This is a genomic window from Roseococcus sp. YIM B11640, from assembly GCF_049727625.1.
Classification (GTDB): Bacteria; Pseudomonadota; Alphaproteobacteria; order Acetobacterales; family Acetobacteraceae; genus Roseococcus.
Genome location: NZ_JBBJOZ010000006.1, coordinates 268,228 through 284,353, shown reverse-complemented (window position 1 = coordinate 284,353; position 16,126 = coordinate 268,228). Strand labels below are relative to the sequence as shown.

Annotated in this window: 16 protein-coding genes; 10 read left to right on the top strand and 6 right to left on the bottom strand. The window is 69.5% G+C overall.

The window, feature by feature from the left end:
• Positions 1 to 202 precede the first annotated feature (202 nt).
• Positions 203 to 1,900, bottom strand: a complete 1,698-nt coding sequence (locus WJM96_RS21440) for a thiamine pyrophosphate-dependent enzyme (protein WP_424814592.1) — start codon at positions 1,898 to 1,900, stop codon at positions 203 to 205.
• Between the two features lie 189 nt (positions 1,901 to 2,089).
• Between WJM96_RS21440 and WJM96_RS21435 the strand changes: the two genes are divergently transcribed.
• The 5 genes from WJM96_RS21435 (at position 2,090) to WJM96_RS21415 (ending at position 6,600) form a co-directional block, all read left to right on the top strand.
• Positions 2,090 to 2,740 carry a PepSY-associated TM helix domain-containing protein gene (locus tag WJM96_RS21435; protein WP_424814591.1) on the top strand — a complete coding sequence of 217 codons (651 nt, stop codon included), beginning with the start codon at positions 2,090 to 2,092 and terminating at the stop codon, positions 2,738 to 2,740.
• Positions 2,741 to 2,748: 8 nt separating this feature from the next.
• A complete protein-coding gene (locus WJM96_RS21430) occupies positions 2,749 to 3,264 on the top strand; it encodes a DUF2271 domain-containing protein (RefSeq protein WP_424814590.1) in 516 nt (171 codons plus the stop codon).
• A gap of 19 nt (positions 3,265 to 3,283) precedes the next feature.
• Entirely contained in the window at positions 3,284 to 4,108 is an 825-nt protein-coding gene (locus WJM96_RS21425; RefSeq protein WP_424814589.1) for a DUF4198 domain-containing protein, read from the top strand.
• Between the two features lie 88 nt (positions 4,109 to 4,196).
• Positions 4,197 to 5,084 (top strand): FAD:protein FMN transferase, encoded by an 888-nt coding sequence (locus WJM96_RS21420; protein ID WP_424814588.1) that lies wholly within the window; start codon positions 4,197 to 4,199, stop codon positions 5,082 to 5,084.
• 4 nt (positions 5,085 to 5,088) lie between these two features.
• The gene (locus tag WJM96_RS21415; protein WP_424814587.1) at positions 5,089 to 6,600 is read left to right on the top strand and encodes a flavodoxin domain-containing protein; all 1,512 of its coding nucleotides are present in this window, start codon (positions 5,089 to 5,091) and stop codon (positions 6,598 to 6,600) included.
• Here the strand turns inward: WJM96_RS21415 and WJM96_RS21410 are convergent.
• Positions 6,594 to 7,817 (bottom strand): MFS transporter, encoded by a 1,224-nt coding sequence (locus WJM96_RS21410; protein ID WP_424814586.1) that lies wholly within the window; start codon positions 7,815 to 7,817, stop codon positions 6,594 to 6,596. The genes WJM96_RS21415 and WJM96_RS21410 overlap by 7 nt on opposite strands.
• 97 nt (positions 7,818 to 7,914) lie before the next feature.
• Between WJM96_RS21410 and WJM96_RS21405 the strand changes: the two genes are divergently transcribed.
• From WJM96_RS21405 to WJM96_RS21395, 3 genes are read left to right on the top strand one after another with little or no spacing between them, the layout of a single operon-like run.
• Complete coding sequence (locus WJM96_RS21405; protein WP_424814585.1) at positions 7,915 to 8,256, top strand: ArsR/SmtB family transcription factor; 342 nt, start codon at positions 7,915 to 7,917, stop codon at positions 8,254 to 8,256.
• Positions 8,253 to 8,711 carry an SRPBCC family protein gene (locus WJM96_RS21400; RefSeq protein ID WP_424814584.1) on the top strand — a complete coding sequence of 153 codons (459 nt, stop codon included), beginning with the start codon at positions 8,253 to 8,255 and terminating at the stop codon, positions 8,709 to 8,711. Before WJM96_RS21405 ends, WJM96_RS21400 begins: the two co-directional genes overlap by 4 nt.
• A gap of 49 nt (positions 8,712 to 8,760) precedes the next feature.
• Positions 8,761 to 9,834 (top strand): lipid A deacylase LpxR family protein, encoded by a 1,074-nt coding sequence (locus WJM96_RS21395; RefSeq protein ID WP_424814583.1) that lies wholly within the window; start codon positions 8,761 to 8,763, stop codon positions 9,832 to 9,834.
• Positions 9,835 to 9,960: 126 nt separating this feature from the next.
• Here the strand turns inward: WJM96_RS21395 and WJM96_RS21390 are convergent, their stop codons facing one another.
• The 3 genes from WJM96_RS21390 to WJM96_RS21380 form a co-directional block, all read right to left on the bottom strand.
• On the bottom strand, positions 9,961 to 10,944 hold the full coding sequence (locus WJM96_RS21390; RefSeq protein ID WP_424814582.1) for an ABC transporter ATP-binding protein: 984 nt from the start codon (positions 10,942 to 10,944) through the stop codon (positions 9,961 to 9,963).
• Entirely contained in the window at positions 10,941 to 12,014 is a 1,074-nt protein-coding gene (locus WJM96_RS21385; protein WP_424814581.1) for an ABC transporter ATP-binding protein, read from the bottom strand. The genes WJM96_RS21390 and WJM96_RS21385 overlap by 4 nt, the downstream gene beginning before the upstream one ends.
• 103 nt (positions 12,015 to 12,117) lie before the next feature.
• On the bottom strand, positions 12,118 to 13,791 hold the full coding sequence (locus WJM96_RS21380) for a Na/Pi cotransporter family protein (protein WP_424814580.1): 1,674 nt from the start codon (positions 13,789 to 13,791) through the stop codon (positions 12,118 to 12,120).
• Positions 13,792 to 13,917: 126 nt separating this feature from the next.
• On the opposite strand from WJM96_RS21380, the gene WJM96_RS21375 reads away from it, so the two are divergent.
• Together WJM96_RS21375 and WJM96_RS21370 are read left to right on the top strand one after the other, a co-directional pair.
• Positions 13,918 to 14,169, top strand: coding sequence for an Lrp/AsnC ligand binding domain-containing protein (locus tag WJM96_RS21375; RefSeq protein WP_424814579.1), 252 nt, complete (start codon positions 13,918 to 13,920; stop codon positions 14,167 to 14,169).
• Between the two features lie 151 nt (positions 14,170 to 14,320).
• Entirely contained in the window at positions 14,321 to 14,584 is a 264-nt protein-coding gene (locus tag WJM96_RS21370; RefSeq protein WP_424814578.1) for a hypothetical protein, read from the top strand.
• On the opposite strand, the gene WJM96_RS21365 is transcribed toward WJM96_RS21370, so the two are convergent.
• Positions 14,572 to 16,086, bottom strand: a complete 1,515-nt coding sequence (locus WJM96_RS21365) for an amidase (RefSeq protein ID WP_424814577.1) — start codon at positions 16,084 to 16,086, stop codon at positions 14,572 to 14,574. The two genes, WJM96_RS21370 and WJM96_RS21365, sit on opposite strands and share 13 nt — an antisense overlap.
• Positions 16,087 to 16,126 lie beyond the last annotated feature (40 nt).

Sequence of the window (16,126 nt, the reverse complement as noted above, 5' to 3'; positions counted from 1 at the left end):
ACGACAGAACCTCCCGCCCCCCTCAGGAGACGGCGAACCACCGCTGACCCAATAAACCCAAAGCCGCCAGTGATCAGATGCGTCAAGTTGCCTCCGAGGGACCGTCAAGGAACGCACAGCCGCGTTAGACGGCTTTCCATGACTGGTCAAGGAAAGCGGGACGCCCCGCCTTCCCTTCGAAAATCGGCCAGCTCCCGTGTCTTTACTTCTTCGCTTGACGCCCTTGCGCGCGCAGCTCCGCGATAGTCGCGCGGTTGGTCACCTGCTCCGGATTAATACGGACCTCGATGATGGCGGGCTTGCCGCTCGCCTTCGCGCGCTTGAACGCCGGCACCAGCTCGTCCGTCGCGACCACCAGTTCGCCATGGCCGCCGAACGCCTCGATGAAGCGGGTGAAGTCAGGGTTCGTCAGCAGCGTGCCGGAGACGCGCTCGGGATACACGCGCTCCTGGTACATGCGGATCGTGCCGTACATGGAGTTGTTGAACACCATCACGATGGGCGCCGCGCCATGGTGGAACGCAGTCGCGATCTCCTGGCCCGTCATCATGAAGCCGCCATCGCCCACGAAGCACACCACGGTACGGTCGGGGTTGGTGATGGCCGCGCCGATCGCCGCCGGCACGCCGTATCCCATGGCGCCGTTGGTCGGCCCAAGGAAATCCTGCTCCTCGCGTACATGCATGAAGCGCGTCGGCCAGGTGGCGAAGTTGCCGGCATCGGTCGTGAAGATCGTGTCCTTCGGCAGCTCCTTCTCGAGCGCCTGCAGTGCGCGCGCGAGGTTGAGCGGGCCCTCGTATTCCGGCGCCTTGGCCTGATCCTCGCGCGCCGCGCGCACCTGCTTGCGCCAGGCGCCCCATTTCGGCTTCTTCACCTTCTCGCCCTTGAGCGCGAGGGCGAAGGCATTGACGTCCGAGGTGATGCCGAGCGCCACGCGGTAGACGCGCCCGATCTCCGCCTGGTCGGGATAGACCTGCACGATGGGGGTCGCGCCAGCCATGTCGAGCAGCGTGTAGCCCTGGCTCACCGGCTCGCCCATGCGCGTGCCAAAGGCGAGGATGAGGTCGGCCTCCTTCGCCGCCTTCACCAGCTGCGCGTCGGCGCCCACGCCAAGGTCGCCCGCATAATGCTTGGAGGTGCCGTCGAAGAGGCCCTGGCGGCGGAAGGACACGGCGGTCGGGATGTCGTTAGCGACCACGAAGTCGCGGATCGCGGCCTTGCCTTCCTTGGTCCAGCAGCTGCCGCCGATGATCGCCAGCGGGCGCTCGGCCTTGGCCAGCATCGCCATCATCTCGGGAATGGCGCCCGGCGCCGGATGCGCGGGCAGGACCTTCGCCGGCCCGATATCCGGCACGGCCACCAGGTCCTTCTGCATCTCCTCGGAGATGGCGATGACCACTGGTCCGGGGCGGCCGCTGACCGCGACGTCGAAGGCATGCGCCATGATCTCGGGGATGCGGTCAGCATCGTCGATCTGAGTCACCCACTTGGCGAGCGGCGCGAACATCTTGCGGTAATCGACCTCCTGGAAGGTCTCGCGGTCGGTCTCGACGATGGGGATCTGGCCGACGAGCAGGATGAGCGGCGTGCTGTCCTGCATGGCGACATGCACGCCGATGGAGGCGTGGCAGGCGCCAGGGCCGCGGGTCACGATGGCGACGCCGGGCTTGCCCGTCAGCTTGCCATGCGCTTCCGCCATATGGACGGCGCCCGCCTCGAAGCGGCAGGTCACGAGCTCGATGCGGTTGCGGACGGAGTACAGCCCGTCCAGCAGGTCGAGGTAGCTCTCGCCCGGAACGGCGAAGACATGCGTCGCGCCATTCGCCACCAGCGCATCGGCCAGCAGCTTGCCGCCGCTCCGCTCGCTGATCGACTTGCCCTGCTTCGGCGACTTCGCCATGCCCAACTTCCCCCCAATCGGAAAAACGCCGGGAGGCTAGACCGCCTCGCGCGGGTCGTCACCCGCACCCCCTGTTACTTTCCGAGATTTGCGCCCGGAACGAAGAATGGTTATTGCGAACCATTCGCAAGAGGCATCCGTTCGGCCCGGCGATCAACCCGATCGATGAGGACCCGAGGTGCGCCTGTCATGAACCCGAGCAAGTCCGGCACGGTGAGGCCACCGCTCGCGACGGGGAATCGGTCTTTCTGGCTGAAGCAGCTGCACCAGTGGCATTGGATCAGTTCGGCCATCTGCCTCATCGGCATGCTGCTCTTTGCCGCGACCGGCATTACGCTCAACCACGCCGGCCGCATCGAGGCTTCGCCGCAGACCAGCGTCCGGACCGGGACCATGCCGCCCGCCCTCATCGAGGGGCTGCCGAGAATCGAGCGCGACACCCGCGCCCCCCTGCCGCCCGCGATGGTCGAATGGATCGCCCGCGAATTCGGCGTGACCGCCGGTGGGCGCGAGGCCGAGTGGTCCGCCGACGATATCTACCTTCCCCTGCCCCGCCCCGGCGGCGACGCCTGGATCAGCATCGACCGAGAGACCGGCGAGGCGCGGCACGAGGTCACGACACGGGGCTGGGTCTCCTACCTCAATGACCTCCACAAGGGGCGCAACACGGGCTCGGCCTGGAGCCTCTTCCTCGATGTCTTCGCCGTCGCCTGCTTCGTCTTCTGCCTGACGGGGCTCTTCCTGCTGCACATGCATGCGGGCGCCCGGCCCGCCACCTGGCCCATGGTGGGACTGGGCCTCGTGGTGCCGCTCGTGCTCGCCATCCTGTTCATCCACTGAGAGGTTCCATGCGTCTCCTCCCCTCCCTCGCCGCCGCCGGTCTGGCCGCCACGCCCGTGGCGCAGGCCGCCGAGCTGAGCGTCACGGTCGAGATCCCTCAGCTCAACGTCGCCGAGTATCACCGTCCTTATGTCGCGGTCTGGGTGGAGCGGGCGGACCAGTCCGCAGCGGCCAACCTCGCCGTCTGGTACGCGATCCGCATGCGCGACAACGAGGGCGAGAAGTGGCTGAAGGACATGCGGCAATGGTGGCGCCGCGCGGGGCGCGAGCTCCGCATGCCCGTCGACGGCGTCTCGGGCGCCACGCGCGCGCCGGGCCGCCACACGCTGCGCTTCGACGCGGCGACCGGACCGCTCGCGAACCTCCCGGCCGGCCAATACAACCTCGTGGTCGAGGCGGCGCGCGAGGTCGGCGGACGCGAGTTGTTGCGCGTGCCCTTCCAATGGCCACCCACCGCGGCCCAGGCCGGCCAGGCACAGGGCTCCACCGAGCTCGGTTCTCTCGACGTCGAAGTGAAGCCCTGAAAACAGGAAAGGTCAGCAGATGAAGATTCGCTTTCCCATGCGGCGGCTCCTGCTCGCCGCCCTCGCCGCCTCCTCCCTCGGGGCCTTCCCGATGGGCGCGCAGGCGCATCGCAGCTGGCTACTGCCTTCGGCCACGGTGCTGTCGGGCAACGAGCCCTGGGTCACGGTCGACGCCGCCGTCTCTAACGACCTCTTCTACTTCGAGCATTTCCCGCTGCAGCTCGACGGCCTCAACATCATGGCTCCCGACGGCTCGCAGCTGACCGCCGAGAACTCTTCGCGCGGCCGCTACCGCAGCACCTTCGACTTCCGAATGACGCAGGAAGGCACCTACCGCGTCGCCGTGAGCGGCGAGGGGATGTTCGCGAGCTGGCGCGAGGGCGGGCAGCAGAAGCGCTGGCGGGGCGCGCGCGAAGCCTTCGCGCGCGAGGTGCCGCAGAACGCCGAGCAGCTGCGCGTGACCATGAGCGTCCGCCGCGTGGAGTTCTTCGCCACGCGCGGCGCGCCCAGCCAGCGCGTGCTGCAGCCCCTGAACGAAGGGCTGGAGATGGTCCCCGTCACCCATCCGAACGACCTGGTGGCCAGCGAGCCCGCGCGCTTCCGCCTGCTGCTCGACGGCCGCCCGGCGGCGGGCGTCGAGGTGGAGGTGGTGCCCGGCGGCAACCGCTACCGCGACAGCCTAAACGACGCGAAGGTGAAGACCGGCGACGACGGCGTCTTCGAGGTCACCTGGCGCGGCCCCGGCATGTACTGGATCGGCGCCTCGGTGCGCGACACCAACTCGGGCATCCCCAATGTGGGCCGCAACGCGAGCTATGCCGCGACGCTCGAGGTCATGCCCTGACGGCATGAACCGGGTTCTCGTCCCCGAGCTCCTCGCACCGCCCCTACCACCGAGGGCGCGCGAGGTCCGCAGCCTAGGCGGTGCCACCATGGGGACCACCTGGTCGGTCCGCTATGTCGGCGGGCCCGAGCCGGAGGCGTTGCGCACCGGGATCGAGGCCGTGCTGGCGCGGATCGTCGGGCAGATGAGCGGATGGGAGAGCGGCTCCGACATCTGCCGCTTCAACGCGGCGGCTCCCGGAACCTGGCACGGCCTGCCGGAAGACTTCGCCGCCGTGCTGCGCTGCGCCCTGGAGATCGCGGCCGAGACTGGCGGCGCCTTCGACCCGACCATGGGCACTCTGACCGACCTCTGGGGATTCGGCCCGCGCGCCGTGGCGCCCGGCCTGCCGGACCCCATGGCGCTGGCGTCGGCGCTGGCCCATCGCGGCTGGGAGCGCCTGCGCCTCGATGGCCACCGGCTGCTGCAACCCGGCGGCGTCGCCCTGGACTTCTGCGGCATCGCCAAGGGCCATGCGGTGGATCTCGTGGCCGAGACCGCTCTGGCCGCCGGCGCCGAATCCTTGCTGGCCGACATCGGCGGCGAGCTGCGCGGCCATGGCGTGAAGCCGGATGGCAGCCCCTGGTGGGTCGGGCTGGAAGCCGTGCCCGGCGCCGAGGCCGAGGGGCTGGTGGTGGCGCTGCACGGACTCTCCGTCGCGACCTCTGGCGAGTATCGCCGCCATTTCGACCATGATGGCCGCCGCTACGCCCATACGCTCGATCCGCGCAGCGGCTGGCCGGTGGCGCATGACCTCGCCTCCGTCACCGTCCTGCATCCAAGCTGCATGCGCGCCGACGCGCTGGCCACCGCGCTGACTGTCCTGGGGCCGGAGGCTGGGATGCAGCACGCCACGCGCCACGGCCTTCGCGCCCTCTTCGTCACGCGCGGGGGAGACGAGACCATGTCCCCTGCCCTCGAAGCCATGCTGGACTGAGTAGTTGAGCCCCGAGACGCAACGCCTTCTCGCCGCGCTCGCGGTCGTACTGCTCTATGCGGCGTTCTGCGCCGCCATCGCCTGGCGCGTGCGGCGGCGCCGCGCCGCGGAGGCCGTGGCGCTGGCACCGCACTTGGATGGCAGTGCCTCCGTCCTCGTCGCCTATGCCAGCCAGACCGGCTTTGCCGAGGAGCTCGCGCGCCGCAGCGCGGAAGCCTTGCAGGCCGGCGACCTGCCCGTGCGCCTCGCCCCGCTGGATGCGCTGGATGCCGAGACGCTGGCCAGCGCGGGCCGCGCCGTCTTCGTCATCAGCACGACCGGCGAGGGCGACCCGCCAGACCATGCCGCGCGCTTCGTGCGTCAGGTCATGAGCAGCACCGCGCGGCTCGACGGGCTGGACTACGGGCTGCTGGCGCTGGGCGACAGCTCCTACGCGCGCTACTGCGCCTTCGGCCGGCAGCTCGATGCCTGGCTGCGGCATCATGGCGCCAGGCCGCTCTTCGATCGCGTCGAGGTGGATGATGGCGAGGGCGGCGCTCTGCGCCACTGGCAGTACCATCTCGGCCGCATCGCCGGCACCAATGAGATCTCCGACTGGCAGCGGCCGAGCTTCGCCGAATGGATCCTGGGCGAACGCCGGCTGCTCAACCCCGGCAGCCCGGGCGGGCCAGTCTTTCACCTCGCGCTGGAAGGCGACGGCGAGTGGCAGGCGGGCGACATCGCCGAGATCGGTCCGCGCAACCCGCCCGCCGAGGTCGCGCGCATCCTGCGCGTGCTGGGCCTGCCGGGCGCGACGGATGCGGAGGGCACGACCCTCGCCGAGGCCCTCGCCACGCGCTTGCTGCCCCGCCCCGGCCCCGAGCTCGAGGCGCTGGCCGGGCTCGACGCGCATCAGGTGCTGACCCGGCTGAAGCCCGCGCCGCATCGCGAATACTCCATCGCCTCGCTGCCCACCGATGGGCGGCTGGAGCTGGTCGTGCGGCAGGCGCGGCATCCTGATGGCAGGCTCGGCCTCGGCTCCGGCTGGCTGACGGAGCACGCGGCCACGGGCGGCCCCATCGCGCTGCGCCTGCGCGCGAACCAGGGCTTCCATGCGCCCGAGGACGACCGGCCGATGATCCTCATCGGCAACGGCACCGGCATCGCCGGGCTGCGCGCGCATCTTAAGGCGCGCCGCGCGGCGGGGCATGGCCGCAATTGGCTCGTCTTCGGCGAGCGCACCCGCGCGCACGACTTCCTGTACCGCGAGGAGATCGAGGCCTGGCAGGCCGAAGGGCAACTCGCCCGGCTGGACCTCGCCTTCTCGCGCGAGGAGGACCGCGCCTATGTGCAGGACCGCCTGCGCCAGGCCGGGGAGGAACTGCGCCGATGGGTGGCCGATGGTGCCGCTATCTACGTCTGCGGCAGCCTGGAGGGCATGGCCTCCGGCGTGCATGCCGCGCTCGCCGAGGCGCTGGGCGCGGCGGAGCTGGAACGGCTCGCCGATGAGGAGCTGTATCGCCGCGACGTCTACTGAGGGCGGTCGTCCTCGCGCGGGATCAGCACCAGCGCCATCGCAGCCCCCCATGCCGAGGCCAGCGCGGCCCCCAGAAGGGCGAGCGGCACCGACCAGGTCAGCAGCAACCCCGCCAGCGCCGTGCCGATGGGAAAGCCCGCGAGGTTGAGGCTCATCGAGACGGAGAGCACGCGCCCCAGCTCGGCCGGGTCCGTGCGGCGCTGGCGCAGCGTCAGCAAGCCCACATCCACCGGCCCCGCCAAGGCGCCGAGCGCCATGAGGCCCAGGATCAGGCCCGGCAGGCCGAAGACCGTGGCGACCGGCCAGATCGCCAACGCCCCCGCCAGCATACCGCCCGCGATGAAAAGGCGCTCCCGCCCCATCATCCGCGCACGCCCGGTCACGATCGCGCCCAGGCCGCCAGCCACGCCGACGCAGGCCCAGAGCAGGCCGGAGACGAAGTCCGCGATGCTCTCCGGGAAGCTCCGCGTCGCGAAGACCGGAACGGCCACGACGAGGATGCCCCAGCTCATCTGGTACAGCGTGTAGCTGACCGCGAGGCCGCGCAGCGTGGGCTGGCGCAGCACGCGCACCACGCCCTGAGCCGCCTGGGCCAGCAGCCCGCCCTTGTGACCCGGCGGCTGCGGCGTCTTCGGCACGCGGGCGATGCAGAGCGCCGCCACGGCATAGGTGGTTCCGGCCACCGCGAGCGCGACCGGCGCGCCCAGGAAGCCCACCAGCGCGCCTGCCAGCGCGGGCCCCGTCACGTTCACCAAGGCATGAGTCGCCGTGTCGAGCGCATTGGCGCGCGCCAGGCCTTCGCGCGGGACTAGCCGCGGCAGCAGCGTCCGCACGCCAGCGGTGCTGAGTGGGCTGGTCAGCGAATAGAGCGCGACCAGCGCCAGCACGACCGGCACGCTCGCCCCGCCCGCAAGATCCAGCGCTACGAGGACCAGGATCAGCGCCGCACTCGCCGCCATGTCCATCGTCACCGCCCAGGCTGGGCCCATGCGGTCGAGCAGCGCGCCCGCGACGGGGCTGACGGCAAGGCCCGGCGCCATGGCCGCGAAGGCGAGCCAGCCCGCCATGACCGGGGAATCGAAGCGCGCCAGCCCGTAGAGAACGATCGTCAGCGTCAGCATGCGGCTCGCGAGGCGTGAGAGCAGCGTGGCGGCCAGCAAGGCCCGGACGCCCGGAACCTCCAGCAGCGTTCGGTAGGACAGCGTCGCTTCGGCCATTCACCCGCATAGCCGATGTGGAGCGGGGCGCCAGGGGCGCGAGCGGATACTAAAGTTTTTTCTTGACCATTAGCCGTCCATCTCAATAGTAAAGCACATGCTTAAGCGTTCTCCCCTGGACGATCTCCTCCGCGCGCTGGCCGACGCCACGCGTCGGCAGATCGTGGAACGCCTGGGCAACTCGCCGGCGAGTTCCAGCGAGATCGCGAAGCCTTTCGAGATGTCGCTCGCCGCCGTGGTCCAGCACCTCCAGCTCCTGGAGGAGGCCGGGATCGTGGCCAGCGAGAAGGTCGGGCGGGTCCGCACCTATCGGCTGGAGCCCGGCGGGATGGACACGCTGGCGCTCTGGATCGAAGCGCGGCGCCACCCCTCCGAACGGCGGCTCGACCGGCTCGCGAAATTCTTCGACCAGCCCACCTCCGAACAGGACAAGCCATGACCGACCCCCAAGCCGTCCACAGCACCTTCCGCCTCGAACGCCACTACGACGCGCCGCCCGCGCGCGTCTTCCAGGCCTTCGCCGACCCTGCAGCCAAGCGGCGCTGGCTGATCGAAGGCGAGGGATTCGAGATCTTGGAGTTCCGCCCCGCCTTCGCGGTGGGCGAGACGGAATTCTCGCGCTTTCGCTTCCAGCAGATGCCGGAGATGACCAACGCGACGACCTATCAGGACATCGTGCCGGGCCAACGGATCGTCTTCTGCTATCGCATGACCATTGGCGGCGCGATCATGTCGGCCTCGCTCACCACGATCGAGCTGACGCCCTCGGGCAACGGGACCCTCCTGACCCATACCGAGCAGGGCACCTATCTGGATGGCTCCGACGATGGAAAGGGCCGCGAAGAAGGCACGCGCGGCCTGCTCGAGATTCTGGCGAGGGAAGTCGGGGGATAACCGTCCCGGCGTTGCAACCTTCCGCGCCGCAGGTCATTCAAGGTCGGACATGAAACCTTCCCTTCGTGCCCGACCCTTCGCCCTCCCCGCCCTTCTGGGCGCGGTCCTGACCCTCTCGCTCCCCGCGCCGGCGGCCCTGGCCCAGATTCGAAGCGAGGCGCCCACCGCGCTTGGTGAGCCCGTACGGGAGCCGCAGATCCCCGATCCCCGCGGCACCCTTTCCTTCATGCTGGACAACGACCTCTTCGCCGGTACGGACAAGAACTATACGAGCGGATTCCAATTCGACTGGCGCTCGCCTTCCTACGATCCGCCGCGCTGGCTGGCCGCCATCACCGGCCGCATGAGCCTGCTCTTTCCCGAAGGCGGCACGCCGCGATGGGGCATCTCCTTCGGCCAGAACATCTTCACGCCCGAGGACACTCAGCGGCGCAATCCCGACCCGCGTGACCGGCCCTATGCCGGCTGGCTCTTCGGCGCGCTCTCCCTCGCCTCCTATACCCAGACCTCCTATGGCGGCCTGGAGGTGCAGATGGGCATCGTCGGCCCCGGTGCGCTCGGCGAGCAGTTCCAGAACGGGGTCCACCGCCTCCGCGGCTTCGACCTCGCAGAGGGCTGGGACCACCAGCTGAAGGACGAGTTCGGCATCAACATCATCGCCGGCCGGCAATGGCGCTGGAACTACGAGACCGGCATCGACGGGCTGCAATACGGCTTCGTGCCCAGCCTCACGGCGAGCCTCGGCAATGTCTACACCTATGCCAGCGGCGGCATGATGGTGAGGATCGGCAGCAATCTGAACGCCGATTTCGGCCCGCCCCGCGCGCGCCCCGCGCAATCGGGCTCCGCCTTCTTCCAGCCCACCGGCGATGGCTTTGGCTGGTACGCATTCGCAGGCGTCGAGGGCCGCGCGGTGGCGCACAACATCTTCCTCGACGGCAATACCTGGCGCGACGGTCCCCGGGTGGACCGCGAGCCGCTGGTGGGCGATGCGAGCCTCGGCTTCGCCATCATGTATCGCCGCGCGCGCCTGACCGCGACCTACACGATCCGCAGCCGCGAGTTCGAAGGGCAGCGCGGCAACTCGCAATACGGATCGATCGCCGTGGCGTTCAGATTTTAGTTTCTTCGCCCTCAGACGGCAGGCGGCGGCTCCGCCGCCTCACCTTCACGCCAAGCACCGCAGCCCAATAGAACTGCCTGTCTTGGCGCGCTCGCGGCCTGAGGGAGAGCCTTAGGCCGGGGGCGCCTACACCAACACGCACCGCGCCGCCCGCCCCGGGATGGGCGACCGCAGGTCCGGCACCCGCGCCAAGCACTCGTCCCGCACCTGGGGACAGCGGGGGCTGAAGGCGCAGTTGGTGGGCGCCACATCCAGCATGGGCGGCGCACCGGGAATGGTCGTCAGCCGCTGGCCGCGCATGCCCGAATGCACCGTCGCGCCGAGCAGGCCCTGCGTGTAGGGATGCAGCGGCCCTGAGAGCAGGCCGCCGACCGGCCCCTCCTCCACCACGCGCCCCGCATACATCACCGCCACCTTGTCCGCGATCTCGCCCGCGACGCCGAGGTCGTGCGTGACGAAGATCACGCCCATGTTCAGCTTCTCCTGCAGCTCGCGCAGCAGCAGCAGGACCTGGATCTGCACGGTGGCGTCGAGCGCGGTTGTCGGCTCGTCGGCCAGCAGCAGCTTGGGACGGCAGGCCAGCGCCACTGCGATCATCGCACGCTGCCGCAAGCCGCCGGAAAGCTCGTGCGGATAGGCCGCGAGCCGCCGCTTGGCCGAGGGGATCTGCACAAGCTCCAGCAGCTCCAGCGCCCGCGCATCCGCTACGGTGCGCGAGACCTTCTCGTGCCGCTGCACCGTCTCCGCGATCTGCCGGCCGATGGTGAAGACCGGGTCCATCGCCGTCATCGGCTCCTGGAAGATCATCGCGACGTCGGTGCCGCGGAAGGCCGTGAGCTGCCCCTCGGACATCTTCGTGACGTCCTTGCCCGCCACCTCGATGCCACCGGAGACACGCGCGAATTTCGGCAAAAGCTTCATCAGCGCGCGCAGCGTGACCGACTTGCCCGAACCCGACTCACCCAGGATGCACATGACCTCGCCCGGCATGAGGTCCAGGCTCACGCCGTTCACCGCATGAACGGTCCGGTCGCGCGTGACGAAGGTGACGCCGAGGTCGCGCAGACGCACGAGGGGCGCCGACGCCTCAGGCTTCAGCATCGCGCTCATGCCGGCACCTCCAGCACCTTCGCGGGCGCTTCGTAGAGCCGGCCGGCGAGGCTGTGACCGCTCGCGGGCTCCGCCATGTGGCAGGCGACGACATGCCCGCCGCCGAGCTCCGACATCACAGGCTTCCGCTCGGCACAGACCCCTTCCGCATAGGGGCAACGCGTGCGAAAGCGGCAGCCAGAGGGCGGGTTCACCGGGTTCGGCGGGTCGCCGGTCAGGGGCGGCTTGGTGCGGCGCCTGGCCGGGTCCATCGAGGGCCGGCTGTCCAGCAGCGCGCGGGTATAGGGGTGGCCGGGCTTCTCGTAGATCGAGCCGACGGGCCCCATCTCCACCACCTCGCCCAGATACATCACCAGCACACGGTCGCTGATGTACTGCACGACGTTGAGGTCGTGGCTGATGAAGACGTAGGTCAGGCCGAACTCGGCCTTGAGGTCCACCAGCAGGTTCAGCACCTGCGCCTCGACCGACTTGTCGAGCGCGGAGACAGGCTCGTCCAGGATCACCAGCTTCGGCCGCAGCGCCAGCGCGCGGGCGATGTTGATGCGCTGCCGCTGGCCACCCGAAAGCTCGTGCGGATAGCGCCGGGCGAAATTGGCAGGGGCGAGGCCCACGGCCGCCAGCAACTCCCGCGCGCGGGTCACCGCCTCGTCGTTGGAGAGGCCATGCACCTTGGGCGCAAAGGCGATGGAATCCTCGATAGGCAGGCGGGGGTTCAGCGAGGCATAACTGTCCTGGAAGACCATCTGCACCTGGCGCCGGTAATCGCGCAGGCTGAGGCCGCTGGCCTGCTCGTTCTCGCCCACCGCCTCGCCGTCGAAGACCATGGTGCCGGCATTGGGATCCATCAGGCGCATCAGCAGGCGCGCGGTGGTGGACTTGCCGCAGCCGCTCTCGCCCACGATGCCGAGGGTCTCGCCCTTCAGCACGTCGAATTCCACGCCGTCCACGGCGCGCACCACGGCCTGCGTGCGGCCGAGCAGCCCGCCCTTGAGCGGGAAATGCTTCACGAGCCCCTTTATGCTGAGGAGCGGCTGCGCCGGCCCGCCGCGGTCTTCGATCACTTCCATCCCCCGAATTTAGCAGGGGATGCTAGCCGAGGGACGCGCGGCAGCGACAGTCCGATCGCCGGCCGGGCGGGCTTTGCCCCAATCCTGGGCAATGGGCGGCTGCTCAAGCCTGGGCGGGCGTCAGTTGCACATCGCGCTCGCGCAGCCGGCTTTCAGCCAGCTCGCCCGCCGCCTCCAGGATCGGATAGGCGACCGATGTCAGGTGGCCATGGATACGCTTGAGGTCGCGGATCATGTCCAGGTGGATGGCGCTGGTCTCTAGGGACTCGGCCCGCCCCTCGCGCAGCCGGGCGAAATGGAGCTGCGCCGCATCGCGCTCGGCGGCCCGCAGGCCGGACTTGTCGGCGAAGAGGCGGCGAGCGAGGCCCATGTCGCGCGTCACGAAGACGTTCAGGCTGAGGCGCATCGTCTCCATGATGCGGGCGTGGAAGGCGTGCAGCTCGGCCAGCCCTTCCTCCGAGAAGGCGAGGCCCAGCCGTCCGCGCTTCGCCGCCAGCTCCATCAGGCTCTTGTCCAGGATGTCGCCCACATGCTCGAGGTTCATGATGAAGCCGAGGATCTCGACGGCGCGCGCGCTCTCGCGCTCCTCCATCTCGGCGCGGGAGGCTTGGACGATGTAGAGCTTGATGGCCTCGTGCAGCCGGTCCACCCCGTCATCCGCCTGTTCGATGGCGCGGATGCGGGCCGGGTCGCCGGTCTCGATGGCGGCCCAGCTGTCGCCCAGCATCGCGCTCACCCGCTCGCCCAGGATGATGGCCTCTCGCGTCGCGCAGGCCAGCGCCTCGACAGGCGCGTCGAGGACGGAGGGGTCGAGGTGGCGCGGCGCGCCGGCATCGGCGCTGAGCTCGGCCTCCGGGATCCAGCGCTCCAGCAGGCGGCAGATGGATTCGACGAACGGCAGGCCCAGGATCGAACCGCAGATGTTGAAGCCGGTATGCGCCATGGCGACGAGCGTCGCAGGGTTGGGGAAGAGCGCGTGCAGCGCCTCGCCCACCGGCCAGGCGAAGGGGATGAGCAGCAGCGCCGTGCCGCCGCGCACGAGGAGATGCGCCCAGGCCACACGCCGGGCCGCCGGGCCCGAGTGGTTCAGCGAGAGCACAGGCGCCGCCGCGCCGCCCGCATTGGCGCCCAGTACCAGCGCCACCGCGAGCTCCGGCCCCACGAGCCCCGTTGCGGCGAGCGAGAGCGTCAGCAGTACGAAGGCCAGGCTCGAATGCAGCAGCACCGTCAGCAGGGCGCCGAGGAGGAAGGCCAGCAGCTTCTCGGCCGCCAGGGTCTCCATGATCATCGCCATGACGGGCGAGCCGCGTAGCAGCGCGATGGCGTGATCCATCTGCGACAGCGCAAGGAGGATGAGCCCGATTCCGATCACCAGCCGCGCCGTGCCCTTCCGCCGCTCGCCCGTCGCGGTGAGGAAGAGGGGCACACCGGCAGCCAGCAGCACGGACCAGAGCCACTTCACGTCCATCGAGAGGATCTGCGCGGCGAAGCTGGTGCCTAGGTCGGCGCCCAGCATAACCGCCAGGGCCGCACCATTGGAGACGAGTCCCTGTCCCGCGAACGAGCCGATGATCACCGCCACCGCCGTCGAGGATTGCAGGGCGATCGCCGCCACGACGCCGCCGCCGAAGGCGCGCATCCGCCGGCGCGAAACCGAGCCGAGTCCGCGGCGCAGCTGCGTGCCCCAGGCGCGCAACATGCCCGTTTTCACCATTCTCACGCCCCATAGCAGGAGCGCCACGCTGCCGAGCAGCAGCAGCAGAATCTCGGAGCCCATTGGCCGACCCGCCCTCGCTGCAACAAAACTGTCACAATATGGGGCCGCCCCCCTTCCCTGCCAACCCGGGCGAGGGTTTACCTTCGGCCACCACACCGCCATCTTGCGGCGGATAGGAGCACCGGCATGCGCGCGATTTTCGTGATGATCAAATGCGAGATGGGCCAGGCCTACCGCGTGGCGCGCGAGATGGCGGACACCATCCCCGAGCTGTCGGAGATGCACTCCACCTCCGGCCAGTACGACCTTCTTGGCAAGTTCTATCTGGAGCCCGACCAGGATATCGGCCTCTTTGTGGTCGAGAAGGTGCAGAGCGTGACCGGGGTGAAGGACACCTATACGCTGCAGACTTTCAACGCCTTCTCCAGCGGGCGCTGAAATTCTGCCCTAAATCGGCCATGGCTGCCGCAAAGCCACCCTACTGACGCCATCGGCGAGGGGGAGATTGCATCCTCAGAGGATGCCCCAACCCCCTCCTCAGACCCGGCGGCGGAACCGCCGGGCCGACGCTCCTGAAGAAGCTTCACCGATGCGCAAGCTGCTGCTCGCCCTCGCCCTTTCTGGCCTTCTCGGCTTCACCGCCTGCACGGACCCTTACGGCAATGTGGATCCGGTCGCGACCGGCCTGCTGGGCGTCGGCGTCCTGGCAGCGACGGGGCTTGCCATCGCCGCCTCGAACAGCGGGCCGAGCTATCGCAGCGGCGGCCGCTATTCCTACGGGCCGCGCTACGCCTCCGGATACGGCTACGGCCGAGGCTATGGCGGCGGATACCGCCGGGGCTACGGCTGGTAGGGCACCTGGTCCCAGGTCTTGAAGCCGGGACGAGAGGACATGGGCGGCGCCTTCTCCAGCGCCGTCAGGTCGGGCACCGGGCGGGCGAATTCGGCGTCGCCCGCGAAGGCCGCCTCGATCGCCGCCGCCACCCGAAGCACCAGCGCATCGCCGCCGCGCGGCCCTACGATCTGCAGGCCGAATGGGAAGCCCTTCTCGTCGCGCCCCACGGGGAAGCTCATCGCCGGATGGCCGGTGAGCGTCACGTAGTAGGCCAGGCTCAGCCAGTGGAAGTAGGTGCGGACGGGCTTGCCGTCGATCAACGCCGGATACAGCTCCAGCCAAGGGCGCGGGCTGGTGCAGATGGCGGGGCTGACCAGGATGTCGTGCTCGGCGAAGAAGCTCTGGAAACCGCGGTAGATGGCTGTCTGGCGCGAGAGCGCGTTCGCCTGGTCCTGCAGCGAGTAGCCCAGTGCCTCCTCGACGTTGGCGTGCATGTTCGGCCCGCAATCCTGCGGCCGGTTCTTCACCTTCTCGGCATGCGAGGACAGCACGCCGGTCGACCGCAGCACCTCGAAGGCCTCGTCACCGCCAGAGACATCCGGCGTTGCTTCCACGGCGCGGGCGAACATCGGGGCCAGCGCGGCGACAACCTTGCGGAAGGCCCGGCGAACGATGCTCTCGACGGGCGCCTGGCCGAAATCCTCGGTGAAGGCGAGCTTCATCGAGCCTAGATCCGCCGGCACTACCGGATAGAACAGCTCCGGCCGCTCGCGCATCTTCACGCCGGGATAGGTATAGGCCAACGGGTCGGTCGAATCGTCGCTCGCCATCGCGCCGAGCATCAGCGCGAGGTCGGCGGTGTTGCGGGCCATCGGCCCGAGCATCGGCAGCGGCGACCAGCCATGGGCGCGGCGCGAGCTCGGCACCAGGCCGGAGGACGGGCGATAGCCGATGATCCCGTTGAAAGCCGCGGGATTGCGGAGCGAGCCGCCGGTGTCCGAGCCCGAGGCCAGCGGCACCATGTTCGTCGCCAGCGCCACCGCGGATCCACCCGAGGAACCCGCCGCGTTGAACTCGGGGTTGAAGGCATTGCCCGTCGCGCCCCAGACGAGGTTGCGGCTGTTGGCGCCGAGGCCGAACTCGGGAACGTTGGTCTTGCCCACCACCACACCGCCATGGGCGCGGAGGTTGGCCACCATGTGCTCGTCCTTGTCTGGGACATGATTGGCGAAGATCGGGCTGCCCCAGGTGGTGCGGAGACCCTTGGTCTCCTCGAGGTCCTTGATGCCGATCGGCAGGCCGTGCAGCAGCGGGAGCTTGTCGCCCTTCATGGTCGCGGCGTCGGCGGCCTTGGCGGTGGCGCGGGCGGCCTCCTCGTCCATCGCGGTCATAGCGTTGACGGCGGGGTTCACCTTGGCGATGCGCGTGAGGCAGGATTCCAGCAGCTCGGTCGCGGAGAGCTTCTTCGAGCCGATGAGGCGGCGCGCCTCCACAGCGGTCAGGTCACAGGGCTCGGTCATGGCATCCTCCGGAATCGCGGGCGCCAGTGACACCCATGCG